Below are 25,254 nucleotides of genomic sequence, written 5' to 3' on the forward strand. Positions count from 1 at the left end.
AGGATTTTAATACTCAGCAATCATATTCTTAATTATCCTGACCCCTGACCTCTGACCTCTAACCCCTGCTTTATGCTAGAAGCTATTCTTGAACCGTTGCAGTATAGTTTTATGCAGCGATCGCTGACGATCGCGGTTTTAGTCGGCATAATTTGTGCGATTGTCGGTAGCTACTTGATGGTACAACGCTTGGCACTACTCGGAGATGCGATTAGCCATTCAGTATTACCAGGACTCGCGATTGCATTTATTATTGGTGCAGACATTTTTGTTGGCGCCTTTATCGCAGGTGTTGTAAGTACATTGGCAATCGCCTTGATTCGCACGCGATCGCCAATTAAAGAAGATGCGGCGATGGGAATTGTTTTTTCGGCTTTTTTTGCCTTGGGAATTACGTTAATTACTGTTGTTCAGAAAACAAATAAAATCGACCTCAACCATTTTTTGTTTGGCAATATTTTAGGCGTGACTGCGCAAGATGTTTGGAATACTGCCATTATTTCTTTATTCGTAATCGCCGTTGTTTTCTTGCTGTACAAAGAATTATTATTTTACACGTTTGACCCAGTAGGCGCGCAAGCCGCAGGATTACCTGTCAATCTTTTAAATTTTGGTTTGATGGTATTGATTGCATTAACCATTGTTGCCAGTCTAACTGCTGTTGGCGTCATTTTAGTTTTAGCACTACTGATTACCCCAGGAGCTACCGCGTACTTGCTCGTAAAGCGCCTCAATCAAATGATGATTTTAGGGGCGATTATTGGTATTATTGCAAGTATCACTGGAATGTATCTCAGTTACTTTTATAATTTACCTTCAGGTCCCGCCATTGTCTTAGTTGCCTCAGGCTTTTTTACGCTAGCACTATTATTTAGTCCCAGTCAAGGCATCTTAACTTATCCACAGTCAAGTTCACAAGAATGGGCTTTTTGGAAAGAGATCAAAAATTTACTGCGATCGCGTTCTTAATAGTAATCTAAACTCTGACCCCTGCCTCCACTAAAAGTGCTTAATTTGGCGGTAATGATATCTGATTGAGAATCACTTCCACTTCCTGCATACCAGTAGGGTTATTTTGCATCGCGTAAAGTTCTCTGGCTTTCTGTAGCGACGCTACCGCTTGCGAAACTTTGCCTTGACTCCAAAACGCAACGCCTAAATTTTGTCGCGCCACTGGATCGTTGGGATTAATTTGAATTGCCCGATTGAAGGCGGCGATCGCCTCAGCAAATTTCCCTTGGCTACCCAGCGCAATTCCCAAATTGTTGTAGGTTTCAAAATTCCTTGGATTAATTTCAATCGCCCGATTAAATGCAGCAACCGCCTCAGCAAATTTGTTTTGATTGCCTAATGCTAACCCCAGGTTATTATGAGCGTTTTCGTATTCTGGATAAATTGAAATCGCCCGATGAAATGCGGCAATCGCTTCAGCTAGCCTTCCTTGTTCAGCTAATTCTACTCCCTGGTTATTGTAAACTTCTGCTTGTTGGAGATTTTCGCTCGATTGCAAATCTGCCAATCTCATAGGTGCTGCTTGCGACAAGCTTGGTTGTGCCAGAAGAACACTTGTCAATCCCGTCGCGATCAGTGCCGATCGAACCCAACGCTTTTTCATAAACAACTTTGCCTAAAGATGATAAATGTTGGTATGAAACGAGCTTTTTTATTCTTCTAGCTTAACTGGTTTGATCGGCGTTGCTTCTCATAACACGTTCGCCTTGAAGGTGCGATCGCGTTAAGATAACAAAAGTTCACATTTGAGGGTGCTATCTATGGCAGTTAAAGTTGGAGATATCGCTCCTGATTTTACGCTTCCTTCGCAATCGGGTACATCGGTTAAACTCAGCGATTTTCGGGGAAAATCGGTTGTTTTGTTCTTTTACCCCAAAGACGACACGCCAGGATGCACTAAAGAATCGTGTGCTTTTCGCGATCAATACGAAGTTTTTCAAAAGGCTGGCGCAGAAGTCATTGGTGTTAGTGCTGACTCTCCCGAATCGCATCAACGGTTTGCGGCTAAATACCAATTACCTTTTACGCTTTTAAGTGATACTGGCAATCAAGTCAGAAAATTATACGGTGTTCCCGCTACTCTTGGTTTTCTACCAGGAAGAGTGACATATGTAATCGATCGACAGGGAGTTGTACAGCATATTTTCAACTCCCAGTTTAACTTTCAAGGTCATGTAGACGAAGCTTTGAAGACTTTGCAACAGATCGGGGCGAGGAGTGAGGGGTGAGTGGTTATTGAGTTAATATAATTTTCTTAACTTTTCTGCACCTCTGCTTTTCTGCTTCCTCTGCCCATCTGCACTAAAATTCTCTAAAGCTACAGCTAATGATGTGCTTTCTCCGCTGAGGATGCACTTTCAGCGTTGTTACCGTTTTTGGTATTGCCATTACTATTGCGCGGTTGAATCACGCCATAACCACCATGATTGCGTTCGTAGATGACGTTAATTTCTCCGGTTTCGGCGTTGCGGAACATATAAAAGTCGTGGTCAACTAATTGTAACTGTTCCAACGCTTCATTAATTGTCATCGGTGGCATAGCAAAGTATTTGGTTCGCACAACTTCTTCTGGAAGTTCTGGCGTGCGATCGCCAATCAAATCTTCGACTACCGGTGGCGATTGTACTGCAATACTCGTTTTTTCAGGAACTTGTGTTTTCTTGTCGTGGCGTTTCTCTTTGTATTTCCGGAGTTTGCGTGCAATTTTATCCGCTACCATGTCGATACTAGCGTATAAGTTCTCACTACTCTCCTCGGCACGAATCACACTTCCGTTGGCGTAAATCGTCACTTCTGCGGCTTGCTTGTCATTAATTCGCGGATTGCGTGCAACTGATAAATGCACGTCCACTTCATTCGTTAAATTTTGAAAGTGATTTACTGCCTTTTCAATTTTCTGATGTACGTATTCGCGAATTCCATCAGTAATTTCAATGTTTTTGCCGTGGATGACTAGCTTCATATTCAATTCTCCGGCTGACGTACTGTCTAAAATGAAACAAAATGTAAGAGGAAACAACTCTTTTTGTGACAACAAATTGCGACTTGAATTACTTAGTATTAAAGCGCAAGTTTCACTTCTTTGTCTTCAAGCATAAACTCAAAATTCGTTGCTACTTCTACCACACTTTTGACTACATAAGACGATCAAATCTTACGGTCGTGACGAGAATGATATTCTCCCTGTAAGGATTTGCTTGCTTTGTTGTCTCATGCATAAACCATCTTATTAGAAGGTTTTCTATTATGCATTAACTTCCACTATCAATGTCAATGGTTTGCATATCATTTCTCGCAGGCGTGGTTTTGTCAGAAGCTGTTTCCTCCATATCTAGTTGAGGTTATATATTTACCTTAACACTTTGTATTCTGCCCAACATAACCCTTGGATGCTCTCTTTAAGAACCTTTGCAACTTTTGACATTTCTTGATTTCACAGTTTGAAAATGAAATGAACTGTGTTGATCGTTCAGCTTAAATTCTGCTATGTTGCTTGAGAAAAAAGTCATTATTTGATACTTCCATTGTGAGCCCAAGTCGCCAATGTTTGCTATATAAGCCAGGAACCGTGTCCTATAAAACAGCGTGGGAATGGCAGCGATCGCTTGTGCAACAGCGAATTGAGGATTTTTCGCTCGCCGATGTCTTAATTTTGCTCGAACACCCGCCAGTGTATACTTTAGGACAAGGTGCTGACCCTAACTTTATTAAATTTGATATTGACAATAGTATATATGACGTGCATCGCGTCGAGCGCGGCGGCGAAGTGACGTATCATTGTCCCGGTCAACTTGTTGGCTACCCGATTTTAAATCTGCAATATCATTGTAAAGACTTGCATTGGTATCTGCGCCAATTAGAAGAAGTATTAATTCGCGTCTTAGCCGTTTACGGATTGCAGGGAGAACGTTTTCCAGGGTTAACAGGTGTGTGGTTAGAAGGCTACAAAGTTGCAGCGATTGGAATTAAGGTGAGTCGCTGGGTGACAATGCACGGTTTTGCGCTAAATGTATGTCCTGACATGACAGGCTTTGAACGCATTATTCCTTGTGGTATCGCCGATAAGCCGGTTAGCAGTCTCGCGCAATGGATTCCTAATATTACCGTAGAGCAAGTCATCCCGCACGTTACTCAAGCTTTCGCCACAGTCTTTCACCTCAACCCGATTGAAGTCTATTCTAATGTAGATCTTCGTGCCCCTCGTTCCTCATCCTTCGCTCCTCACCCCTTCATTCAACCGACTTAAAAACGCCCGCAAGCGATCGCTTTTTGGATACGTCAACACTTCTCGCGCTGGACCTTGTTCCTCAACTTGACCTTGATTTAAAAACATGACCCGATTAGCAACTTCTCGTGCGAACTGCATTTCATGAGTCACAACAACCATTGTCATTCCATCCGCAGCCAGTTGTTGCATGACTTGCAACACTTCCGAAACTAGTTCAGGATCTAACGCGCTAGTAGGTTCGTCAAATAGCATGACCTGCGGATTCATACATAAACTCCGCGCGATCGCCACCCGTTGCTTTTGTCCTCCGGAAAGTTGTTCGGGGTAAGCGCTGGCTTTGTCAAACAACCCGACTTTTTCTAAATAAAATCCCGCCAGTTGCGCGCTTTCTTTGGGCGATCTACCTAATACCTTACGCTGCGCGATCGTGAGATTCTCTAATACACTCAGGTGTGGAAACAAATTAAATTGCTGAAAGACCATTCCCACTTGCGATCGCAATTGGCGCAGTTGGCGATAATTTAACTTGGGTTTGGATAAATCCACTCCATTGACAACCAAACGTCCGCTATCAATCGACTCTAGGCGATTAAAGCAACGCAATAGCGTACTTTTGCCACAACCTGATGAACCGATGATTGCCACAACTTCTCCACGATGAATTTCGCCGCTGATTCCGCGCAGAACCCGCAGCGAACCAAAGTTTTTTTCGATATTCTCAAACGCAATTGCAGCGGTGGAGTTAACCATATCCCTGTCTCACAAGGCGAAGTTTTGTAGAAATTCTTTCAGATGCACCTCAGTTGATTGTAATCTTGTCTACATCCGAGTCAACTAACTTGGGATTGAATTTAGATTGAGTATCAGGCGCAGAGAATATCGAGGAGCAAGGCAATGATAGCGGGATTGGCGAAGCACTGGCTGCGTCTGAGTGTGGTGGTGGGATTGTGTTGTTTACTGCTATTTGCAGGTTGTCAAAACAATTCTGATTCCCCTGCTGCTGGTAGAACCCTCACTGTTGCTGTGGAAGGAACGTACCCGCCATTTGAGTTTCAGTCGCCTGATGGCGAGTTACAAGGTTTTGATGTTGACTTGATGAATGCGATCGCCCAAGAAGAAGGCTTTACAATTCGCTATCAAAATCTACCATTTGCAGGGATGATTCCAGCACTACAAGCGCGAACAATCGATGCGGCGATCGCGGCGATGACGATTACCGAAGAACGTGCCAAAACCGTTTCTTTCTCGCGTCCTTATTTCAAATCAGGTCTGGCGATCGCAACTAGTGCAAACAATCAAGATATTACCAGTTTTGAGTCGCTGCAAAATCGACGCATTGCCGTTCAAATTGGGACAACTGGGGCGCTAGAAGCCGCAAAAGTTCCTGGCGCACAAATACGCAGCTTTGATGACGCGCCGACAACTTTACGCGAATTACTCAACGGGAATGTTGACGCAGTACTCCACGACCAACCTGTCATCTTGTACGCCATCCAAACCGGAAACGTCCAAGGAGTCCGAGTTGTTGGCGATCTTTTAACTGAAGAATATTTTGGTATTCCTACCCCAAAAGGTTCGCCAAACTTAGCGGTAATCAACCGAGGATTAACAACTCTCCTCGAAAACGGCACGTATAACCAAATTTATCAAAAATGGTTTGGTGTAGAACCGCCTCCCTTACCCGAAAGACTGCCTTTCCAAGAAGAAACCGCAACAGGCGGCGCACCGTTGATCTTAACCGCAGTTAATGTCATTGTGCGTGCATTACCTTCTTTACTTCGTGGTGCTTTAATCACACTGCAACTAACCGCTTTTTCTGTCGTTTTAGGCATGATTGCAGGTTCGCTAATTGGAATTATCCGCCTTTCTAAAATTTTGCCAATTCGTTGGGCTGCTAGAGCATATATCGATTTCTTTCGCGGTACGCCTTTACTCGTACAGATTTTTATGATCTACTTTGGTATTCCTGCGATCGCCCAAGAACTCGGTTTTACTTTTAATCTCAATCGCCTCGCCGCCGCAGTTCTCGCGTTAAGTCTCAACAGCGCCGCATACATTGCAGAAATCGTTCGTGGTGGCATTCAATCGATTGAGTCTGGACAATCGGAAGCTTCGCAATCACTGGGGATGAGTTCGGTGCAAACAATGCGTTATATCATCTTTCCCCAAGCTTTCCGCCGAATGCTACCCGCTTTGGGCAATGAGTTTATTAGTTTACTAAAAGATACCAGTTTGGTTGCGGTAATTGGCTTTGAAGAACTGTTCCGCCAAGGTCAACTGATTGTTGCCGAAAATTATCGCTCGTTTGAAATTTATGCGACTGTCGCTATCATTTATCTGTGTCTCACTCTACTATCGTCGCAAGTCTTCAGCTACTTCGAACGCTGGATGAATCCTACAATGCGATCGCGTCACAAAGCTCGTGCTTAATATTATTAAGGCAGAAGCATCAAAGATTTTTCAGTTGCCTTGCACTTTTGTCCAAATTCATGATACGATTTATTTCATAATAGAAATCTGTCACAAAAATATTTTTGCTTTAATATTTCCATTATAAAGAATATAATATCGAAAAAAACGTTGAAAAGCAAGTAGCATCGCTACCTATCTTCTTCTTCATAGAAGCTCGTAGTCTTCCCAGAAGGAAGTTTATTAACCCTGACCCCTGCATATATCTATCATTTTCGACTGCGGTACTGCCAAGGCTCAACAAAGTGCGAATCACTCCATACACCTATCCGTTGACTTTTAGCACTAGCTTCGGCACGTTCAACAGCAGTAGCACTCGGACAATTTTTGAGATAAGGACGATACACGAGCGCAAGTCCTTCACGGGCTAGAACTTCCTGAATCAAAGTTCCATCAGCAAGACGTACTTCAGCAATTTGACGACCGTAGCGATCGCTATCTGTAATCTTTAAACTAACGCGATCGCCACCTCGATCGATCAGTTGCTGCACGCGTTGTTGCGCTTTCATTCCCCAGTGAAATTGGTTACGCGCAATTCTACTTTTCGTATACTTTTCCTGGTTAGAATGCGGGATTTCTGGAGCATCGATACAGGCGAAGCGGACGTGAATTTTAGCTCCTTGATTATTGGTCACAGTAATCGTATCGCCATCACTGACTTTTAGTACCGTATACTTTGCGTGTGGAATTAGAAATTGCCACGCACTCAACCCTAATAAAAGAATAATCGCGCAGATCAAAAGAAGCGATCGCACAGGTAGTTTCACAAACTCATACCCAAATTGCTACCCGTGCGATATTAGCAAATGCGAGAAGCAAGGAGCTAGTGGCTAGTGTTGAGCATTGAGTAAGGAGTAATGAGTTAAGAGAATTTTCTTAACTCCCCTGCTTCCTCTGCTTACTTCCGGCTACCAACTAATTCGCGTTCTTCTACTACTTGCTCAACCACCGGAGTATCAACCATTTCTAGTGCTTCGTACTCAGCGCGATCGATAGCAGGATCGGATTGACGCGAACGGCGCGACCAATAAACACCACCGACTGCGAGTAAACCTGAAAGGAGCGCGAATCCTGCTAAGTTGGAATTATTCGTTGTTGTCGGATTCATGCTTGGTGGTGACTGAGTTGCAGAATTAGCCGAAGTCAGTTTAGAACTAAAGGGACATGCTTGAACCGGATGAGAAGTAACGAAAGTAGGAAGTGCGATCGCCGCAACCGAGACAAGAGTAAAAAGGTAACTTGGTTTCATGGTGTTCTGCGGTAGAAAGACAACTGTTGAATTAATCTAGCGTTGTGTAAATAGCCAGATTGTTCTTAATTTTGCACAATATTTAAAATACTGCCAAATATAATTTACTGATGTATCAGAGCTAGCCACCCTAATCAGAAATTAGCGATTAGGATCAATGATGTAACCTCCTCATACAGCAAGTAGATCATGAACTTTCTCACATACGTTCTACACTTAGCTGGTTCAAGTGCTATAGCCTATATGACAGCGCGGCAAATTCGCGATCCTTTAACACGTCCTAACGTTCTAGCTGGATTCCAACTTGCAGAATCAGGTTCCGTTCCCTTTTTAGAAGCACTGAGTAAACGCGCAGCAGCAGAAGGCGATACTTGGCTTGCAGAAAAACTCACAAAACACGCTGCTGACGAAAACCGACACGGGCATATTTTTGCTCACGCCTTAAAACAACTCGACAAACAAGTCATTGACTTCAAAAATTTACCCAAACCGTCTGATGATAAGCCGAATGAGCAGCGGAGTCCTTTCTTCGCAGCTTACTTTGAAGGATATTCTCCCGAACAACTTAAACCAGACAATATCGACTGGAAAGTCTTCATGGCTAGCACCTACACTTTAGAGCTAGACGCCAGCAAAGATTTTGCGCGGATGGCAAAAGTGTTACCAGACGATGACGCAACAGCGCGAAACCTCAAAAAAGGAATGCTGAGTATTGCCCAAGATGAAACAGGTCATGCCGCATACTTATATGAAGCAATGACCCGTAGAATGTCAATGATTGAAGTGCAACAACTCGTAGATGAATGGCGCACCCGCAAAGTTAACGCGTTATTAGCAATGGCTAATAGTTTTCTACAACGTAGCGGACAAATGCCATCACTGGTACAAGATGCTGCACCCGCAGACGTATCTGAAGAACTAACTGCGGCTTAACTGTTAGGTGTAACTGGTGCAGTAAACTCAATGGTACCTTCTGTGGGGCTAGACTGCTGACTTTGTGTCGGTATTGCTTGCTGAAACAAAGACGGTGGTGCAGCTTGACGGAAGGCACCACAATAATACATCGTCATTACAGCTTTGAAAGCCCAGTGATCTGGCGAGACATCGCTAAAAGGTATGGGTAAGGTCTCAGCTTGGTTTTGAATACAAGCATTCGCAACTGGGTTTGTTGTCGGTGCAGTTGGCGATTGAGTTGCTGGTGTTTGGGCTTTTACGGGAGCAACAAGGCTAGCCGTAGATAAGAATACCGTTGTTGCTAAAATTCGTAAGTTCATAAAGACTTTTCATACGCGGCTTTCTTCTAGTCTAGTAAACCTCCTGCATGAATTGCAGATTGCCTGCAACTGAAGTTGCGGCTACATAGACAAAGTGTGCGTAGCACGCTAAAATTTCTGCGCTTATGCGGTCTTACGTATTACCAACAAAACCAAACAACTTAGCTAAACTACCAAGGATAGCTAAAATTAATCGGTTTTTCACTCGTTCATCTAAGTTATTAATTTTTTCACTTAAAGTTTTAATTTCTCCTTTGAGTTCTCTTTGACCCACTTTCAAATCAACAATATCTTTTTGTAAGTTATCTAGTTGCTAGTGAATTTTAGTTAGAATTTCTTTTAAATCTTTTTCAATTGTTACTGTCATCTACTTAACGCTTAATCAAAATTCAATCTTTGATCAGTTGCTTTTTTTAGTCTAGTGTATATCCTTTCTACATTAAATAAAGCGCGATCGCTACCGTGAAAACAGCAGTTTTAGTCTGGCAATCACTCATAATATCGATAGGAGCTGTTGTCAATTTGCACTGTTGTGCTTGCAGGTAATAGTGCGGCGTGTGACAGCTGTCTGAGTCATCCAGCAGCTGAGTTGACAAGGATAAATGCAGGGGATACTCCCGCAGATCAGTGCAGCAAGTAGCCCAATTGCTTGAGACTTTGCAGTAATTGTGTGATGCGTGCGAAAAAGTTTATATGCTGCAACGAGTAAAGCACCGCCTGTAATTGAATTGCAAAAAGCCGCAGGTAAAGTCAGATACCCAACTATAAACGAACGCAATTTTGATTAACTACTAACAAATTTAACTTCTACCACTACTAACGAGAGCTTTCATAACATTCAGTCACTCTCACTTTATTACCCTTTACCTTACTCGATAACTTACAATAAATTCAAAACTACTTTATCAACGAAAAATCCGCCAGTGCAGGATAGCTGGCGGTGAGTCTAGAAGCAGGAGAGGAATCGCGTTAACTAAATTGATTGTAAGTCCTGTGTTCTCAGATAATCTCCCGTATAATCACGGTTTTTTTGTTGATGGACAATTTATCTTCGGGGTTTTCTGGGAGGTCAAAATCATAGATTTGAGACACTCAGCACTTTTATTGAATAAATTATGCACAATTCAAGCGCGTGTTGTTAACAATTCTGTAATTTAGATGAGTATTTTCTCCTTCAAGTTATGAAAATAACAATTTTATTAGGAATACTAATTTATATTTTCAAAAAATATTGATATAGACATAAATAATACTTTTGTCAGATACTTAATATGCGCAATACAATTCACAAATTAAATCAATGAGATATGATAAAGTGTTCAATTTCTTATCCCGAACAATTGAGGGAGGGAACAATTTACTGAATTAGGCGATCGCTTATATTGATACAAATACCAAACTATTTATTTCTTTCAGCTAAGAATATCCAAAAATTTCATGAATCTGCATCGAATTACTTCTTTAACAAGTTGCTTATTTTTATTAATCGCAACAGCTTGTTCTCTTGCTAGTACAGAAAGCGTAGACAACAACTCAAAAAATTGGAATCAAGTTGAGCCTACGCAAAATCCATTGACAAAGACAGCCACTATTAATATTGAAGGAGAAAAAACAACCGTTTCTTTACAAGAGTACAGTCACCCACTTTTAACGACCTACTTCCCCAACCAAGATTTTATTCCTGAATCGGTTAGTTCTGGTGAAGGCACTGCAATTCGATTTGATAGTAACTTTGGTGGTACAAAAAACGAAACCGCATATGTTCAATTTTTCTTTCCTGGCTATGCTAATACGCTCAACCAGTTGAAACAAAGTTGGATTGAAGGAGAAAACGGTTTACTTGCCTCGAATGGCTGGCGCATCATCGAGGTTTTGCCAGAAGCTACGTATCCCTGGGCTAGAGAAGAAATTGTTTTTCAGCAACCTGAAAAAAATATAACAGGTAGCGTATATCTTGGAGAACTTGCTGGAAACGCGTTCTATGTTGTAACACATTACCCAGTAGAATACGGAGATGGATTTGTACCCAGAGCTAACATCATTCTGCAAAACGCAAACATCAACCCATCAAACTCAAGGCGAAACTGACATTAAGGGATATACTCAAATCGATAGAATAATTTTTTATGCCGTCTCCTAATTAATAGTTATGTCCGTCCTCTCTTCTGCACCTTTTTCGCTTGAAGAAATCGCCAACGAAGGTTTAAAGCCTGAAGAATACGAAGAAATTGTGCGACGACTAGGACGCCATCCGAACAAAGCTGAGTTAGGGATGTTTGGCGTCATGTGGTCAGAACATTGCTGCTATAAAAATTCGCGATCGCTCCTCAAACAGTTTCCCACAACAGGCTCGCGTATTCTCGTGGGTCCTGGAGAAAATGCGGGTGTCGTAGATTTGGGTGGCGGACTGCAACTTGCGTTCAAAATTGAATCGCACAATCATCCTTCAGCGGTTGAGCCATTTCAAGGGGCGGCGACAGGCGTTGGCGGTATTCTCCGCGATATTTTTACAATGGGGGCGCGTCCGATCGCCTTACTTAACTCGTTGCGGTTCGGTTCGCTAGAAGACGCTAAAACACGACGTTTATTCACAGGTGTCGTTGCAGGTATTAGCCACTATGGTAATTGCGTAGGTGTTCCCACCGTTGGCGGCGAAGTTTATTTCGATCCGGCGTACTCAGGAAATCCCTTAGTCAACGTCATGGCATTAGGACTCATGGAAACTGAGGAAATCGTCAAGTCTGGTGCGTCAGGTTTAGGAAATCCAGTGCTGTATGTTGGTTCTACCACAGGACGCGATGGGATGGGCGGTGCAAGTTTTGCAAGTGCAGAACTCAGCGATGAATCGGAAAAAGATCGTCCCGCAGTGCAAGTTGGCGATCCTTTTTTAGAAAAATCGTTGATTGAAGCTTGTTTAGAAGCGTTTAAAACAGGTGCAGTCGTAGCAGCGCAGGATATGGGCGCAGCGGGAATTACGTGTTCGACGTCAGAAATGGCGGCGAAAGGTGGAGTAGGAATTGAACTTGATTTAGATAAAATTCCGGTACGCGAAACTGGAATGGTTCCTTATGAATATCTACTTTCCGAATCGCAAGAGAGAATGCTATTTGTTGCCGAAAAAGGTAGAGAACAAGAATTAATAAATATTTTCCACCGTTGGGGACTACACGCAGTTGTTGCTGGTACAGTGATTAGCGAACCAATCGTGCGCATTCTCTTTCAAGGTAAAGTCGCCGCCGAAATTCCCGCAACGGCTTTAGCTGAAAATACACCGATTTATCACCGCGAATTACTCAAAGAACCGCCAGAATATGCGCGTCAAGCGTGGGAATGGACAAGCGATCGCCTCCCGCCATGTAGTGCATCGGGTATTGAAATTCAAGACAATCACGCTTGGAGTGAGATTTTACTTGCACTACTAGATACGCCAACCATCGCCTCAAAACGTTGGGTATATCGCCAGTACGACCATCAAGTCCAAAATAATACTGTCATACTTCCTGGGGGGGCTGATGCAGCGGTTATCCGCTTGCGCCCTCAAGAACAATCGACGCCTGCAAACTCAGCAGTAGCCGCTACAGTCGATTGTAACCCGCGTTACGTATATCTTCATCCTTATGAAGGAGCAAAAGCCGTTGTTGCTGAAGCCGCGCGAAATCTTAGCTGTGTCGGTGCAGAACCTTTAGCCGTCACGGACAATTTAAATTTTGGTAGTCCAGAAAAACCTATAGGTTACTGGCAATTAGCAGAAGCTTGTCGCGGGTTAGCAGACGCTTGCCGAGAATTGCAAACACCTGTTACAGGTGGTAATGTGTCACTTTACAATGAAACGCTCGATTCTTTTGGTAATCCACAACCAATTTACCCGACTCCTGTTGTAGGAATGGTAGGGTTAATTCCTGATTTGACAAAAATTTGCTCTCAAGGCTGGAAAACACCAGGCGATATTATTTATCTTCTCGGCTCATCTTCAAAATCGCACATTACTTTGGGTGGTTCTGAGTATCTTGCCACAATTCACGACATGGTTGCTGGAATACCACCGCAAGTTGATTTTGATTTAGAACGTCAAGTACAAGCGGCTTGTCGCGAAGGAATTCGTCAAGGTTGGATCAATTCAGCGCATGATTGTGCAGAAGGTGGAATAGCGATCGCCCTTGCTGAAGGTTGTATTAGCGGTAACTTAGGCGCAAACATAACACTCGTTCCCGACACCGAATTGCGCTGGGATGAGATTCTGTTTGGTGAAGGTGGTGCACGAATACTCGTGTCTATCTCGCCAGAACAACAAACGCAATGGGAATCTTATTTACAACAGCACTCGGTTGCGCATTGGCAAAAAATTGGCTTGGTCGAATCCGATACATTCTTACGGATTTCTACATCCGATCGGCTATTAATCGAAGTTACAATCGAACTGATGCGCGATCGCTACTGCAATGCGATTCCTAGACGTCTAAATGTCTAGCTCAAGTCCGAGACAATAACCCTGACCTCTTCTACAATGAGCATTCTTACGCTACTGTGGTAAGAGGAATAGTTAACGATTTATTAAGCTCAGTTAAACATTCTGAAATTTCGGTTATAGATCGACTCTACTGAATCAACACCCCGCTCAGGAGCAAAGCAGCAGCATGATTCCCAACCATTCCCATTTATTGGCTGACACTGAAGCAATAGATAGCGATCGCATCGCGCGTCCTGATAAACCTGAAGAAGCCTGTGGCGTTTTTGGTGTTTATGCACCAGGGGAAGATGTTGCCAAACTTGCTTACTTCGGATTGTATGCGCTACAGCATCGCGGTCAAGAATCAGCAGGAATTGCGACCTTTGTCGGGGATCGAGTCTACTTACATAAAGAAATGGGGCTTGTTTCCCAAGTCTTTAACGAATCAATTTTACAAGAATTACCAGGTGATATTGCCGTAGGACATACCCGCTATTCCACTACAGGCTCGAGCCGCGTTGTTAACGCCCAGCCTGCGGTCGTCCCCACGCGTTTAGGTTCGCTTGCTTTAGCACATAACGGCAATTTAGTCAATACGGTTCAATTGCGTGAAGAACTACAAAAAGCGCACTGTAACTTAGTAACCACGACCGATTCAGAACTAATTGCCTTAGCGATCGCCGATGAAGTCAACAGCGGTAAAGCTTGGTTAGAGGGTGCGATCGCGGCTTTTCAACGCTGTCAAGGCGCATTTAGCTTAGTCATCGGTACTCCAGCGGGCGTGATAGGTGCTCGCGATCCTAATGGAATTCGTCCTCTCGTGATTGGCACTCTGGGCGATCGTCCGCAACGCTACGTGCTAGCCTCTGAAACTTGTGGTTTAGACATTATTGGTGCAGATTATCTCCGCGATGTTGAACCAGGAGAACTCGTTTGGATTACCGAAGCAGGACTTGCTTCCTTTCACTGGGCACAACAGCCACAACGCAAGCTGTGTATCTTTGAAATGATCTACTTTGCGCGACCTGATAGCGTCATGCACGATGAGAGTTTGTATACCTATCGCCTGCGTTTAGGAAGACAACTAGCAGAAGAATCTCCTGCTCAAGCAGATATTGTCATTGGTGTTCCTGATTCAGGGATTCCGGCGGCGATTGGTTTTGCGCAAGCATCGGGAATTCCTTATGCTGAGGGGCTAATTAAAAACCGTTATGTCGGACGCACCTTTATTCAACCAACGCAAACAATGCGCGAATCAGGTTTGCGAATGAAACTCAATCCCCTCAAAGATGTCCTCGCAGGCAAAAAAATTGTGATTGTAGACGACTCGATTGTACGCGGGACAACCAGTCGCAAACTCGTCCGCACACTCCGCGATGCAGGGGCAATAGAAGTGCATATGCGCGTTTCTTCACCCCCAGTTACGCATCCTTGTTTCTATGGTATTGACACAGACAGTCAAGATCAATTAATTGCCGCAACTAAATCTGTTGCCGAAATTGCCGCACAAATCGAAGTCGATTCGCTTGCATACCTCACTCAAGAAGGAATGCTCAAAGTCACTCAGGAAGATACAAATACTTTCTGTACAGCTTGCTTCAACGGCGAATACCCCATTCCCGTACCTGAGAACGTGAAGCGTTCTAAACTTATGCTCGAGAAAGTCGTCGTTTAACTTAATTCCTTTGGCTGCTGGTTGTAGATAGAATAGATCAGTTGATGTGGTACTCGTTGATTAAGCTGTGACTCTAGTTGCCACAATCTATACGCGTTGCGCCGAGGTACTTCGTCAGGTAAGGCGAGAAAACCTCATAGATGAGCGTTAGCGGCTGTCCGTGATGCCAAAATAGGTAATGGCGACCCCAAAATGGACCCGACTCAGAAAAAGCCGACTCTAAAGCTTCTGAGTGACCGTAGTAAAGCCCTTGGACATCGCGATACAATTCGGTACGCAAGCGAGTTAAACTAGCCCAGATGGGTAGATTGCGGTTTTGTAAGTACTCATCTACGTGACTTGCTTCCCACCAAGAAGTCGCATACGCGAGTCTTTGTCCCGAAGCAGTCCGCAGCCAAACTTGACGCCGCAAACGAGGTCCAGGAACAGCTTGAATTTGCGCTGGCGCGCCATCCAAGTTCATGCCGATCGCAGACATATCGATTACGTCAACTTCAGTCGGTTCCCCTGTCAACAGTTGCAGGTGTCTTGTCGGAGAACCATCCCCCAACAACAGCAACTGCCAAGCAGGCGCTAGCTGAGTATGTGGTAAGCCTTGCTGTACAAATTCTTCTCCTCCTTGCCACAGTGGTGTTAGACGGTGCCAAGTTGTCGCTCTTACGTTGTCGGCTGATCTATAAGTTGCAGTCAATGTTTTTTACAAAACTTCATACCTTATGCATCAGATTATAAACAATTCTGCTGCGCTATCGATAGGGATCAAAGGTCAGAGGTCAGAGATAAGGCACTACCTAACCCCGATCGCGATCATTTGCTTGAAGCTAAAGCTGAGGAAGTGGTATTATAATTTATTCAGTCAATCACAAAGTACAAACTGGTAGCTGATTTCTAGGAACAGGAGAAATTAATTTCTAACATGATCAAACTGCGATTAAAGAGATTCGGTAAAAAACGGGAAGCGAGTTACCGGATTGTTGTCATTAACAGCCGCTCTCGTCGTGACGGTCGCCCCTTAGAAGAATTGGGATTTTATAATCCAAGAACTGATGAAACACGGTTGGATGTTCCAGGAATCGTGAGAAGACTTCAACAGGGTGCTCAACCCACCGATACCGTGCGTCGCATCCTTGAAAAAGCAAATGTCTTTGAACAAGTCAGTGCCTCAGCAAACCAGTAGCCCCCAATATACTGAATTAGTCAAATTTCTAATTCAGCCATTTTTAGAAAATCCCAATTCCTTAAGCGTAGACTGTGAAGTGTCTCGTAGTACCAAGAAAGTTTGGATACGCGTAGCTTTTGAAGGTGATGATAAAGGTAGAGTTTACGGTCGAGGCGGGCGGAATATTCAGGCAATTAGAACTGTAATTGCAGCAGCAGGGGCAATAGCAGAGCAATCAGTTTACCTAGATATCTATGGTGGAGAAGCTCAAGAACGGGATGAACCAACTGTTGTAACTAGAGAACGAGTCGACGTGACCTCATCTTTAGAAAAGCGCAAAACAACTAAGCCTAACGTTAGACAGCGATCGCGATCGAGCGTTAATTGATGACAGCAGCACGAAGTTACAAGTTAGGGGTTGGTTCAGTTGCTAGAACTAACCCCTGAAATTTAATCATTAAATCTTAATTAAGAATCAAATTTTATGGCAGAGGCATCAACGATTCAGCTGCCGAGTAGAGAAAGTGCGATCGCGCTTTCTGGAGAGCATGAAGAAAACTTAAAAACTCTATCGCGACAAACTGGCGCAAATATTGTACTGCGCGGGCAAGAGCTCCATATTTCAGGAACTGAAAAGCAAATCGAACTCGCGCAAAAACTCGTGCGATCGCTATCGGATCTGTGGCTCAAAGGTAACAGTATTGCGGTCGCCGATATTCTCACCGCCCGTCAAGCCTTAGATACGCACCGCGAAAACGATCTGCAAGACTTACAGCGCAGTGTTCTAGCACGAACCCGTCAAGGCGAAGAAATTCGAGCGAAGACATTTAAACAGCGTCAGTACGTCCAAGCAATCTATAAAAATGACTTGACTTTTTGCACAGGACCTGCTGGTACAGGCAAAACCTTTCTTGCCGTTGTGATTGCGGCGCAAGCACTTTTAGCGAATCAGTACGAAAGGCTCATTCTCACGCGCCCAGCCGTTGAAGCAGGCGAAAAACTCGGCTTTTTACCAGGAGACTTGCAGCAAAAAGTCAATCCTTTCCTGCGCCCGCTTTACGATGCGTTGCATGAATTCATCGACCCTGAAAAAATGCCCAGCTTGATGGAACGCGGCGTGATTGAAGTTGCTCCTTTAGCTTACATGCGCGGGCGTACCTTAAATAAAGCTTTTGTGATTGTTGACGAAGCTCAAAATACGACACCAGCGCAGATGAAAATGGTGCTAACGCGCCTTGGTTTTCGTTCGCGTATGGTCGTAACTGGAGATATGACGCAAACTGACTTACCTGGACACCAAGAATCAGGACTAGCCGTTGCGCTCAATATCTTACGCCATGTTGAAGGTATTGGCTTCTGCGAATTTTCGCAAAAAGACGTTGTGCGCCATCCTCTCGTTCAAAGAATCGTCGAAGCTTACGAACAATACGAAAAATAAGTCCCTATTACCAGTTACCCATTACCAATTACCGATCTCTTATGAGTGCGACATTAAAAGAATTTCTGGAAGCTTGTGAGTCCTTATCTACCCTGCGCTTGATTGTAACGAGTAGTGCAGCGGTTTTAGAAGTGCGTGGCAAACTGGAGAAGATATTTTATGCCGAGTTGCCGAAGGGCAAATATGCGAATATGCACGCCGAGGGTTTTGAGTTTCATCTCAATATGGATGAAATTCAGCAAGTGAAGTTTGAAACGGGTGAAGCGAAACGCGGTAATTTTACAACGTACGCTATTCGATTTTTGGATAAAGAGGGAAAACCGGCGCTGAGTGCGTTTTTGCAATGGGGTAAACCTGGAGAGTATGAACCAGGACAAGTTGAGGCTTGGCAAGCTTTGCGCGCGCAATACGGGGAAGTTTGGGAACCGGCTTTGGTGGATAGTTTGTAGTAAGAATTGAACCACATTGGCGTCGCCTTCTTGCAGGGTAGACACAAAGAACACAAAGATTAGAGTAGTGAGAGTTTTTTGGGGTTTGTGTCTTGTTATTGCTTTGTTCTTGGGCGGTAGCGAGGCTGTAGCTGGGCAATTAGCTGAACGATTGGCAAGTTTTCCGCATTGGCATAAACTTGTCGTGCAGGTGGCGCAGGGGGATTTAGTTTATCCTGATTGGATGGCTGGTAGTTGGAACGTGACAAGTACGCTGGTTGATGCGGTTGCACCGTTAGCGCCTGAGATTGTGTCTCCTGGGTTTGAGAGTAATCGTCAAACTTTACAGCAGCCAATTAGTTTTCCTGTCCGGTTTGAGGAAAAGAAATTGTTTCAATCTCGGTCTTTTACTCCAACTACAATACAGTCTGGGGTAGTTGCCGATCGCGCTTTTAATGGGTTGAGTTTGGCAAAAGCTTATTTAGGTGATGCAGTCATTGCGGTAAAAGTCGATCCTCAGTCTCCGAATCGTCAGATTACTTTACTCAAAGGCGATCGCCAGCTGGTTTCGATTGTCTCAGGTCGCGCTACAGAAACGCCAGGAGAAAATCAATTTATCACAACTGAAGTATTTCAGCAGTTCTTTCGCACTCAAGATTCGCGTCCTTATTTCAACGAAGTGGAATCGACGACTGCTTATCACTATTTTCCCCAATCTCAACCGACAATTACAGCTGACCAGGTGACTGCGGTCTATTTATCTCCCCAAGATCCCGATTACTTTGCGGCGGCTTCTCGACCTGTCGCGCTGTATCGCTATCGATTAGAATTTACCTCTACTGAAGATCGGGGTTCAAGATCTTCCTCGGAACTCTGACCTCTCTTTTTGTAGTATTTGTATTATGATGTATTACTAGCTGCGATCGCAGCGATGCAGAAATCGGGACAGCAATATGGCAGATTTGCGCGATATCCTCAATTACTACAAAAACTACAGAGCGATCGCAATTTTTAGTATTGCGGCGGCGAGCGTATTTGAAATTATCGATCTGGTTGTGCCGTATGCGATCGGACAAATTTTGAATGTCCTATCGAATCAACCTGTAGACGGGATAGTACAAAGCATGGTAGTTGCACTATCTCAGCTAACGCGATCGCCTGTCAATCGATCGTTTTCGCTGGCGGTTCTACTAGGTTTAGTGTTCGTAGTGACTGTGATTCGCGCACCACTACAAGTTTGGTTAAGCTGGTGGTTTCACTGGGATATTGCTTTACGTACCCGTCGCGATCACGCGCAAAAAACGCTAGAGAAAATCCTCACGCTACCACTAGAATTTTATGACGAAAATAATCCTGGGCGAATTGCAGGACGCGTCGCGCGAGGACTCGAAAACCATACTTGGACTTATCCAGAAATTGCCGGACAATTAATTCCGAAGTTGTTCCGCGTTTTGGGAATATTCCTGATTATTTGGTTTATTGAGTGGCGGATTGCGTTGTTGTTTCTTGTCTCTTTCATATTCATTCTCAGCTTTAGTCTCAAAGACTTAAAGCGGTTGATGGATCAAGAACGACGGTTAGATAAGTATATGGAAAATACGCAAAGCCGCACGTCAGAGATTATTACCAATATCAAAACCGTCAAAGCTTTTGCAACTGAAGCTGTTGAGTTAAAACGCCAACGACAACGCTTAGATCGCGAACTACGCGTCGTCATTTATCGCATTCACTTGGGTTACATCAAGTTATCGACTTGGCAAAGAACTGTCGTTCAGTTTTGTGTTTTTGGTGTATTAGGTTTAGCACTTGCAGCTACCTTGGGCGGACAAATCTCGCTGGGACACTTTGTTACAACCTTAACGATTTCTAGCATGGCATATGCTGAACTTGAACCAATCAGCACCTTAGCAGAGATTTTTGCGCGTCGTTATGCGTCGATGCTGCGCTTTCATGAATTTATGCAGCAACCCACTGGCAAAGATGCGGCAAGTTTAGTGAATACATCCGCAAATACCGCGATGTATGACTTTACAGGTAAAGTTGAGTTTTCTCGCGTATCTTTTGGTTACGACCCGAATCGTCCGGTTTTAAAGGATATTAATTTATTAATCGAACCGTATCAAACTGTCGCACTTGTCGGGCGATCGGGTTCGGGTAAATCGACTTTGGTGAAGCTACTGTTTCGCTATTTTGAACCGAATCAAGGTCAAATTCTCATCGACGGTCAAGATATTCGCGATTTAGACATTGCTGGATATCGTCGCCGCTTGGCGATTGTGCATCAAGAAGTTGATGTTTTTAATGGCACTTTGCTTGATAATTTGACCTATGGTAATCCGCACGTGAGTTTTGCACAAGTTGAGGAAGCTTGCCGCATTGCCAGGTTAGATGAAGTGATTCAACAAATGCCGCAAGGGTACAATACCGTAGTTGGTGAAAGAGGCTTGCGGTTATCTGGCGGACAAAGACAAAGACTCGGAATCGCGCGATCGCTGTTAGTCGATCCTGATGTTTTGATCTTTGATGAAGCAACGTCAAGTCTTGATTACGAATCGGAACGTTCGATTCAACTTGCTATGCGCTCAATTTTAGGGACGCGGACTACGATCGTCATTGCGCACCGTCTCAGTACTGTCCGCGAAGCTGATAAAATTGTCGTTCTCGACCAAGGTAGAATCGTCGAAGTCGGAAGTCATGATGAATTACTTCGCCAACAAGGTATTTACCGCCGTCTACACTCACTACAAGAAACGGGAGAACTTTTGAACTAAGTCACTGCGTTTAGAAGTACTACTTTTTTAGGTAATGGGTTTTCTTTCAAGTTACCAATGACTCATCACTAAACATTTCACTGTGAAAGCAAATAATTGTCAAACACTACTTCCACTTTTCCAAAGCTTGCGCTATTATAATAAATCGTGGATAAAAAGGGTCGATGCCCGAGTGGTTAATGGGGGCGGACTGTAAATCCGCTGGTTTATACCTACGCTGGTTCAAATCCAGCTCGGCCCACCTCAATTTTTGCCCGTGTAGCTCAGTGGTAGAGCACACCCTTGGTAAGGGTGAGGTCACGAGTTCAATCCTCGTCACGGGCTTTAGTTAGCATGATAGAAGCATTGAATCAAACTTCATCTCCATGCGTTTATTAATTGTTTTGGCAATCTTTTCTGTTTTATTGATAGCAGCGATCGCATACCTACTTACCGCTCGTCGCTATCAATCGTCTGAGTCGGTTGCTAACTCGTACGACCAATGGACGGAAGACGGAATTTTAGAGTTTTATTGGGGCGAACACATTCACTTAGGGCATTATGGTTCGCCACCGCGACGCAAGGATTTTCTCGTTGCGAAATCTGACTTTGTTCATGAAATGGTACGCTGGGGCGGGTTAGACAAGTTTCCCCCTGGTACGACTGTCTTAGACGTTGGCTGTGGAATTGGCGGAAGCAGCCGCATTTTGGCACGAGATTACGGATTTGCGGTCACTGGAATTACGATTAGCCCTCAACAAGTACTCCGCGCCAAGCAACTTACGCCCGCAGAACTGAATGTGCAATTTCAGGTAGATGATGCGATGGCGATGTCGTTTCCTGATGCGAGTTTTGATGTTGTTTGGTCAATTGAGGCAGGTCCGCATATGCCTGATAAAGCCATCTTTGCTAAAGAATTGATGCGAGTACTCAAGCCAGGGGGCGTGCTAGTTGTTGCGGATTGGAATCAGCGCGATGCGCGTCAAAAGCCGCTCAATTTTTGGGAAAAACCCGTGATGCGGCAACTTTTAGATCAGTGGTCGCATCCTGAATTTGCCAGCATTGAAGAATTTGCTGAACTTTTGGCAGCAACGGGATTTGTGGAAGGCGAGGTTGTTACTGCTGATTGGACAGAACCAACGCTACCATCTTGGCTAGATTCGATTTGGCAAGGTGTGGTTCGACCTGAAGGTTTGGTGCGGTTTGGTTTACCAGGAATCCTCAAGTCGCTGCGCGAAGTTCCGACTCTACTTCTGATGCGGTTAGCATTTGGCACAGGACTTTGCCGATTTGGAATGTTTCGCGCTGTGCGCAACCATCAGGTGACAGCGAATGAGTTGCAAGCGGCGGTCGATATGAAGGCAGTTACTCATTAAAATGTGAATGCGATCGCGCTGTAGGGCTGGTAATTGGTCATTGTTGCTTACCCATTACTGCCTCCGACATATGTTATTGTTGTCCTCATCTTATCGAGTAACATAACGGCGATCGCATCAGGTGTCATGCCATTTAAGCGAACGTTTCCTGGCTTGAGGAGGAGATTGGGCGCTTGGGAACAGCGTTTTAAACAGCCGGTTGTTTGAATGACAACGCGATCGCTCAAACCCCGCTCGTGCAATGTCCTTTCTAAATCTGACAACAACTTGCTACCACCTTTTTTCAGACAACCTGATTTATAACAAGCAACAATTTTGATTTTATTTTCTACGTTATGACTATTTGATGCTGTCAGCTTGTTAACGCAGTCGGCTTTCCAACGTAATTCACCTGTTTTGTATTTCAGCTTCTTTTCGCCAAAAACTTCAATCCAGTCGTTGGGTTGTAAACTTAAACCAAGCTGAAGACGCGACCGTTTTGCTAGTTTAATAGTCAGGTTTCCTGTTGCAATTTCGAGTTGCAAGTATTTAGGTATCCCATATCCATCAGTGATAAAGCCTGAAAATTTTCCTTCGAGGCGAAAGGGCGATCGCAGGTCGCGCTGACCGTCACTCATATGTTCTACTTCCTTTAAGCTAGTCTTTTAGCTTCAATCGTCTGTGGTAATCGTAAAGGTTCAGGTAAATCTGGAATTGCGAGTTCCCAACCGTTTGCTAAGGTGAAAATTTTACCTTGGTCGCCATCAACTTGATTGACGACTTCTTCTTCAAGGTCTTTTTTAGCAACATAAACAACTAAATGTCCCGCAGCATTCTGACGTAGCATGACTTTCATTTGATTTCCTCAACAGCTTCGAGTTCTTTTTTACGACAACCAACAATGAAACCTTTCTCGATAAAATGCACTGCATAGATATAGGAATTTTGCAAAAACGTACCAATACTGATGACGTAGCCAATTTCTCCTTTTTTCGCGAGAGTTGCACCAATTTCTTGCCCAGGATAAGTACCATCATTACGGATCAATTTGCGCGTTCTAACTTTTGTACCAATGTCAAACGCTGGAGGTAAATCAAGTTCTAATTCATCTGATTGCATAGAATCCTATCGTTTTACTTAAAGGTTTGTATTTACAGAAAGCAGACGAGAGATTATTTAGTGCAATGGTATAAACTCAAAAGTTCTTGCATATCAAGACTGCGCTTATTCTGGATCGACTGTTGTCGTACTGCATCTAAGAGCGATTGAGTTTCATCGAAATTGACATTAATTCCTTGTTGCTGTAATAGATTCGCTACTAAGTGTCGCCCTGAGTGCTTACCCGCAACGAAGCGCCTTTCCCAACCGACTTCTTCGGGTGCAAACGGTTCGTAAGTTACAGGATTTTGCAAAACGCCATGCGCGTGAATACCAGACTCGTGCGCAAACGTATTTTCACCAACGATCGCCTTCCAAGGCGGAACTTTGCAACCGGATGCAGCTGCTACGAGTCGCGATAGTTCTAATAACCGCGTTGTATCAATTCCTAAGTCAATTCCATGCAGGCGTTTGAGCGCCATCACTACTTCTTCTAAAGCAGCGTTACCCGCCCTTTCCCCTAATCCATTAACGGTGGTATTTACTGATAAAGCACCAGCTTGCAATCCTGCTAAAGCATTTGCGGTTGCTAAACCAAAGTCATTGTGCGTGTGCATTTCTACGGGAATCGCTAAATACATCACCAATTGTTTAACTCTGGTGTATGTCGTAAACGGATCGAGAATTCCTACCGTGTCGCAAAATCGAAATCTTGACGCGCCCCACTCTTGAGCATAAAGCGCGACATCGATAAGGAAGTTTGCATCGGCTCTAGAAGAGTCTTCGCCACCCACTGCTACCCAAAGTCCGCGATCGCGCGCAAAGCTCATCGTTTCTTTGAGTTTTTGCAACATCACGCGCCATTGTCCGTGATATTTAGCAGCAATTTGAACCTCAGAAACAGGAACGGAGATATGTACGCGCTGCAAACCACAATCAATCGAAGCTTGAATATCAAAGATGTTTGCGCGGTTCCAGCCTAAAAGTTGCGCTTGCAAATTTAAGTTAGAAATTGCGGCGATCGCGCGGGTTTCCACTTCACCCATAGCAGGAATACCGACTTCTAATTCATCGACACCAATTGCGTCTAAAAATTGGGCGATCGCAACTTTCTCCTCAATATTAAAGGCAACACCTGCTGCTTGTTCTCCATCCCGTAGCGTAGTGTCATTGATCGTAATTCCGCTCATATCCACAACACCTTTTGTCACACTTTAGTCTTTTTGAGTTAGTTTTGTTGTTGAGTATGTTGCCCAAAGTCAGGCAAGCAATTTATCTTTTGGCTCGTAGTAAGAAATAAGCAAAATAGACATTGATAACCGCGGGAATAACTAGCAAACTAATTCCGGCAATAACTACTGCGAACATGATATTTTCCTTCTTTTTTGTGATGAATAGCTTATACAAAATAGCAGTTGACTAAGGAATCTCTTTTTCGATTACCCATGAATAAAGACCAACATAGTTTTTGTTCTCTATCCAATCAAAGATTTGCGTGAGTTGCTCTAAGGAAACTAGCCCGTACTGCCAAAGAATCATAGGTAAGGGAGCAGACTCTGACTCGCGATGGCGCAACATAACACCAATATCCGCTGGTGAAATTGCTAACTCAGTTTGCAAAAAATTGATAAATTCTGTGTGACTGTATCGCTTGTTCATTCTTCTAGCTCCC

Annotated in this window: 29 protein-coding genes and 2 tRNA genes; 17 read left to right on the forward strand and 14 right to left on the reverse strand. The window is 44.0% G+C overall.

What is annotated here, in order from left to right:
• Positions 1 to 72: 72 nt before the first annotated feature.
• On the forward strand, positions 73 to 969 hold the full coding sequence (locus tag B1A85_RS00590; RefSeq protein ID WP_104545009.1) for a metal ABC transporter permease: 897 nt from the start codon (positions 73 to 75) through the stop codon (positions 967 to 969).
• Positions 970 to 1,009: 40 nt separating this feature from the next.
• Here the strand turns inward: B1A85_RS00590 and B1A85_RS00595 are convergent, their stop codons facing one another.
• Complete coding sequence (locus tag B1A85_RS00595) at positions 1,010 to 1,615, reverse strand: tetratricopeptide repeat protein (RefSeq protein ID WP_104545010.1); 606 nt, start codon at positions 1,613 to 1,615, stop codon at positions 1,010 to 1,012.
• 157 nt (positions 1,616 to 1,772) lie between these two features.
• Here B1A85_RS00595 and B1A85_RS00600 point away from each other — a divergent pair, with 157 nt between their 5' ends.
• Positions 1,773 to 2,240, forward strand: a complete 468-nt coding sequence (locus tag B1A85_RS00600) for a peroxiredoxin (RefSeq protein WP_104545011.1) — start codon at positions 1,773 to 1,775, stop codon at positions 2,238 to 2,240.
• A gap of 95 nt (positions 2,241 to 2,335) precedes the next feature.
• Here the strand turns inward: B1A85_RS00600 and hpf are convergent, their stop codons facing one another.
• Positions 2,336 to 2,974, reverse strand: a complete 639-nt coding sequence (gene hpf, locus B1A85_RS00605) for a ribosome hibernation-promoting factor, HPF/YfiA family (protein WP_104545012.1) — start codon at positions 2,972 to 2,974, stop codon at positions 2,336 to 2,338.
• Between the two features lie 561 nt (positions 2,975 to 3,535).
• On the opposite strand from hpf, the gene lipB reads away from it, so the two are divergent.
• Positions 3,536 to 4,258 carry a lipoyl(octanoyl) transferase LipB gene (gene lipB, locus B1A85_RS00610; RefSeq protein ID WP_104546257.1) on the forward strand — a complete coding sequence of 241 codons (723 nt, stop codon included), beginning with the start codon at positions 3,536 to 3,538 and terminating at the stop codon, positions 4,256 to 4,258.
• Here lipB and B1A85_RS00615 read toward each other — a convergent pair.
• On the reverse strand, positions 4,220 to 4,990 hold the full coding sequence (locus B1A85_RS00615; RefSeq protein WP_104545013.1) for an amino acid ABC transporter ATP-binding protein: 771 nt from the start codon (positions 4,988 to 4,990) through the stop codon (positions 4,220 to 4,222). The genes lipB and B1A85_RS00615 overlap by 39 nt on opposite strands.
• A 144-nt stretch (positions 4,991 to 5,134) precedes the next feature.
• On the opposite strand from B1A85_RS00615, the gene B1A85_RS00620 reads away from it, so the two are divergent.
• On the forward strand, positions 5,135 to 6,670 hold the full coding sequence (locus B1A85_RS00620; protein ID WP_104545014.1) for an ABC transporter permease subunit: 1,536 nt from the start codon (positions 5,135 to 5,137) through the stop codon (positions 6,668 to 6,670).
• Positions 6,671 to 6,918: 248 nt separating this feature from the next.
• On the opposite strand, the gene B1A85_RS00625 is transcribed toward B1A85_RS00620, so the two are convergent.
• Together B1A85_RS00625 and B1A85_RS00630 are read right to left on the reverse strand one after the other, a co-directional pair.
• On the reverse strand, positions 6,919 to 7,476 hold the full coding sequence (locus B1A85_RS00625; protein ID WP_210404111.1) for a thermonuclease family protein: 558 nt from the start codon (positions 7,474 to 7,476) through the stop codon (positions 6,919 to 6,921).
• A gap of 131 nt (positions 7,477 to 7,607) precedes the next feature.
• Entirely contained in the window at positions 7,608 to 7,958 is a 351-nt protein-coding gene (locus tag B1A85_RS00630) for a hypothetical protein (RefSeq protein WP_104545015.1), read from the reverse strand.
• A gap of 189 nt (positions 7,959 to 8,147) precedes the next feature.
• Between B1A85_RS00630 and B1A85_RS00635 the strand changes: the two genes are divergently transcribed.
• A complete protein-coding gene (locus B1A85_RS00635; protein ID WP_104545016.1) occupies positions 8,148 to 8,891 on the forward strand; it encodes a ferritin-like domain-containing protein in 744 nt (247 codons plus the stop codon).
• On the opposite strand, the gene B1A85_RS00640 is transcribed toward B1A85_RS00635, so the two are convergent.
• From B1A85_RS00640 to B1A85_RS00650, 3 genes are all read right to left on the reverse strand, one after another.
• Positions 8,888 to 9,232 carry an S-layer protein gene (locus tag B1A85_RS00640; protein WP_104545017.1) on the reverse strand — a complete coding sequence of 115 codons (345 nt, stop codon included), beginning with the start codon at positions 9,230 to 9,232 and terminating at the stop codon, positions 8,888 to 8,890. The two genes, B1A85_RS00635 and B1A85_RS00640, sit on opposite strands and share 4 nt — an antisense overlap.
• A 133-nt stretch (positions 9,233 to 9,365) precedes the next feature.
• On the reverse strand, positions 9,366 to 9,506 hold the full coding sequence (locus B1A85_RS25050) for a hypothetical protein (protein ID WP_246841284.1): 141 nt from the start codon (positions 9,504 to 9,506) through the stop codon (positions 9,366 to 9,368).
• Between the two features lie 243 nt (positions 9,507 to 9,749).
• Complete coding sequence (locus B1A85_RS00650; RefSeq protein WP_104545018.1) at positions 9,750 to 10,010, reverse strand: hypothetical protein; 261 nt, start codon at positions 10,008 to 10,010, stop codon at positions 9,750 to 9,752.
• Between the two features lie 659 nt (positions 10,011 to 10,669).
• Between B1A85_RS00650 and B1A85_RS00655 the strand changes: the two genes are divergently transcribed.
• The 3 genes from B1A85_RS00655 to purF all read left to right on the forward strand — a co-directional run bounded on the left by B1A85_RS00655 (position 10,670) and on the right by purF (position 15,354).
• Positions 10,670 to 11,320, forward strand: a complete 651-nt coding sequence (locus tag B1A85_RS00655; RefSeq protein ID WP_104545019.1) for a hypothetical protein — start codon at positions 10,670 to 10,672, stop codon at positions 11,318 to 11,320.
• A 61-nt stretch (positions 11,321 to 11,381) separates the two neighbouring features.
• Positions 11,382 to 13,700 (forward strand): phosphoribosylformylglycinamidine synthase subunit PurL, encoded by a 2,319-nt coding sequence (gene purL, locus B1A85_RS00660; RefSeq protein WP_104545020.1) that lies wholly within the window; start codon positions 11,382 to 11,384, stop codon positions 13,698 to 13,700.
• 166 nt (positions 13,701 to 13,866) lie between these two features.
• Positions 13,867 to 15,354, forward strand: a complete 1,488-nt coding sequence (gene purF, locus B1A85_RS00665) for an amidophosphoribosyltransferase (protein WP_104545021.1) — start codon at positions 13,867 to 13,869, stop codon at positions 15,352 to 15,354.
• A gap of 73 nt (positions 15,355 to 15,427) precedes the next feature.
• On the opposite strand, the gene B1A85_RS00670 is transcribed toward purF, so the two are convergent.
• Positions 15,428 to 16,045, reverse strand: coding sequence for a chorismate lyase (locus B1A85_RS00670; RefSeq protein WP_104545022.1), 618 nt, complete (start codon positions 16,043 to 16,045; stop codon positions 15,428 to 15,430).
• Between the two features lie 225 nt (positions 16,046 to 16,270).
• On the opposite strand from B1A85_RS00670, the gene rpsP reads away from it, so the two are divergent.
• The 9 genes from rpsP (at position 16,271) to B1A85_RS00715 (ending at position 22,505) form a co-directional block, all read left to right on the forward strand.
• The gene (gene rpsP, locus B1A85_RS00675) at positions 16,271 to 16,531 is read left to right on the forward strand and encodes a 30S ribosomal protein S16 (RefSeq protein ID WP_104545023.1); all 261 of its coding nucleotides are present in this window, start codon (positions 16,271 to 16,273) and stop codon (positions 16,529 to 16,531) included.
• Positions 16,494 to 16,901, forward strand: coding sequence for a KH domain-containing protein (locus B1A85_RS00680; RefSeq protein ID WP_104545024.1), 408 nt, complete (start codon positions 16,494 to 16,496; stop codon positions 16,899 to 16,901). Before rpsP ends, B1A85_RS00680 begins: the two co-directional genes overlap by 38 nt.
• Before the next feature lie 96 nt (positions 16,902 to 16,997).
• Positions 16,998 to 17,951 (forward strand): PhoH family protein, encoded by a 954-nt coding sequence (locus B1A85_RS00685; RefSeq protein ID WP_104545025.1) that lies wholly within the window; start codon positions 16,998 to 17,000, stop codon positions 17,949 to 17,951.
• 20 nt (positions 17,952 to 17,971) lie between these two features.
• Positions 17,972 to 18,400 (forward strand): ChuX/HutX family heme-like substrate-binding protein, encoded by a 429-nt coding sequence (locus B1A85_RS00690; protein ID WP_339376909.1) that lies wholly within the window; start codon positions 17,972 to 17,974, stop codon positions 18,398 to 18,400.
• A gap of 67 nt (positions 18,401 to 18,467) precedes the next feature.
• A complete protein-coding gene (locus tag B1A85_RS00695) occupies positions 18,468 to 19,256 on the forward strand; it encodes a DUF6816 family protein (RefSeq protein WP_246841286.1) in 789 nt (262 codons plus the stop codon).
• A gap of 76 nt (positions 19,257 to 19,332) precedes the next feature.
• A complete protein-coding gene (locus B1A85_RS00700) occupies positions 19,333 to 21,150 on the forward strand; it encodes an ABC transporter ATP-binding protein (protein ID WP_104545027.1) in 1,818 nt (605 codons plus the stop codon).
• Positions 21,151 to 21,308: 158 nt separating this feature from the next.
• Positions 21,309 to 21,391, forward strand: a tRNA-Tyr gene (locus tag B1A85_RS00705).
• Positions 21,392 to 21,402: 11 nt separating this feature from the next.
• Positions 21,403 to 21,474 (forward strand) — tRNA-Thr (locus tag B1A85_RS00710).
• Between the two features lie 41 nt (positions 21,475 to 21,515).
• On the forward strand, positions 21,516 to 22,505 hold the full coding sequence (locus B1A85_RS00715) for a methyltransferase domain-containing protein (RefSeq protein ID WP_104545028.1): 990 nt from the start codon (positions 21,516 to 21,518) through the stop codon (positions 22,503 to 22,505).
• A 47-nt stretch (positions 22,506 to 22,552) separates the two neighbouring features.
• Here B1A85_RS00715 and B1A85_RS00720 read toward each other — a convergent pair whose 3' ends face one another.
• From B1A85_RS00720 to B1A85_RS00740, 5 genes are all read right to left on the reverse strand, one after another.
• The gene (locus tag B1A85_RS00720; RefSeq protein WP_104545029.1) at positions 22,553 to 23,122 is read right to left on the reverse strand and encodes a (2Fe-2S) ferredoxin domain-containing protein; all 570 of its coding nucleotides are present in this window, start codon (positions 23,120 to 23,122) and stop codon (positions 22,553 to 22,555) included.
• A 14-nt stretch (positions 23,123 to 23,136) separates the two neighbouring features.
• Positions 23,137 to 23,340: a putative nitrogen fixation protein NifT gene (gene nifT, locus B1A85_RS00725; protein WP_104545030.1), complete on the reverse strand. Its 204-nt coding sequence runs from the start codon at positions 23,338 to 23,340 to the stop codon at positions 23,137 to 23,139.
• Positions 23,337 to 23,603: a nitrogen fixation protein NifZ gene (locus tag B1A85_RS00730; RefSeq protein ID WP_104545031.1), complete on the reverse strand. Its 267-nt coding sequence runs from the start codon at positions 23,601 to 23,603 to the stop codon at positions 23,337 to 23,339. The genes nifT and B1A85_RS00730 overlap by 4 nt, the downstream gene beginning before the upstream one ends.
• A 53-nt stretch (positions 23,604 to 23,656) precedes the next feature.
• Positions 23,657 to 24,772, reverse strand: a complete 1,116-nt coding sequence (gene nifV, locus B1A85_RS00735; protein ID WP_104545032.1) for a homocitrate synthase — start codon at positions 24,770 to 24,772, stop codon at positions 23,657 to 23,659.
• Positions 24,773 to 25,001: 229 nt separating this feature from the next.
• Entirely contained in the window at positions 25,002 to 25,241 is a 240-nt protein-coding gene (locus tag B1A85_RS00740; protein ID WP_104545033.1) for a DUF2949 domain-containing protein, read from the reverse strand.
• Between the last annotated feature and the right edge of the window lie 13 nt (positions 25,242 to 25,254).

The sequence above is a fragment of the Chroococcidiopsis sp. TS-821 genome (assembly GCF_002939305.1).
GTDB lineage: Bacteria > Cyanobacteriota > Cyanobacteriia > Cyanobacteriales > Chroococcidiopsidaceae > Chroogloeocystis.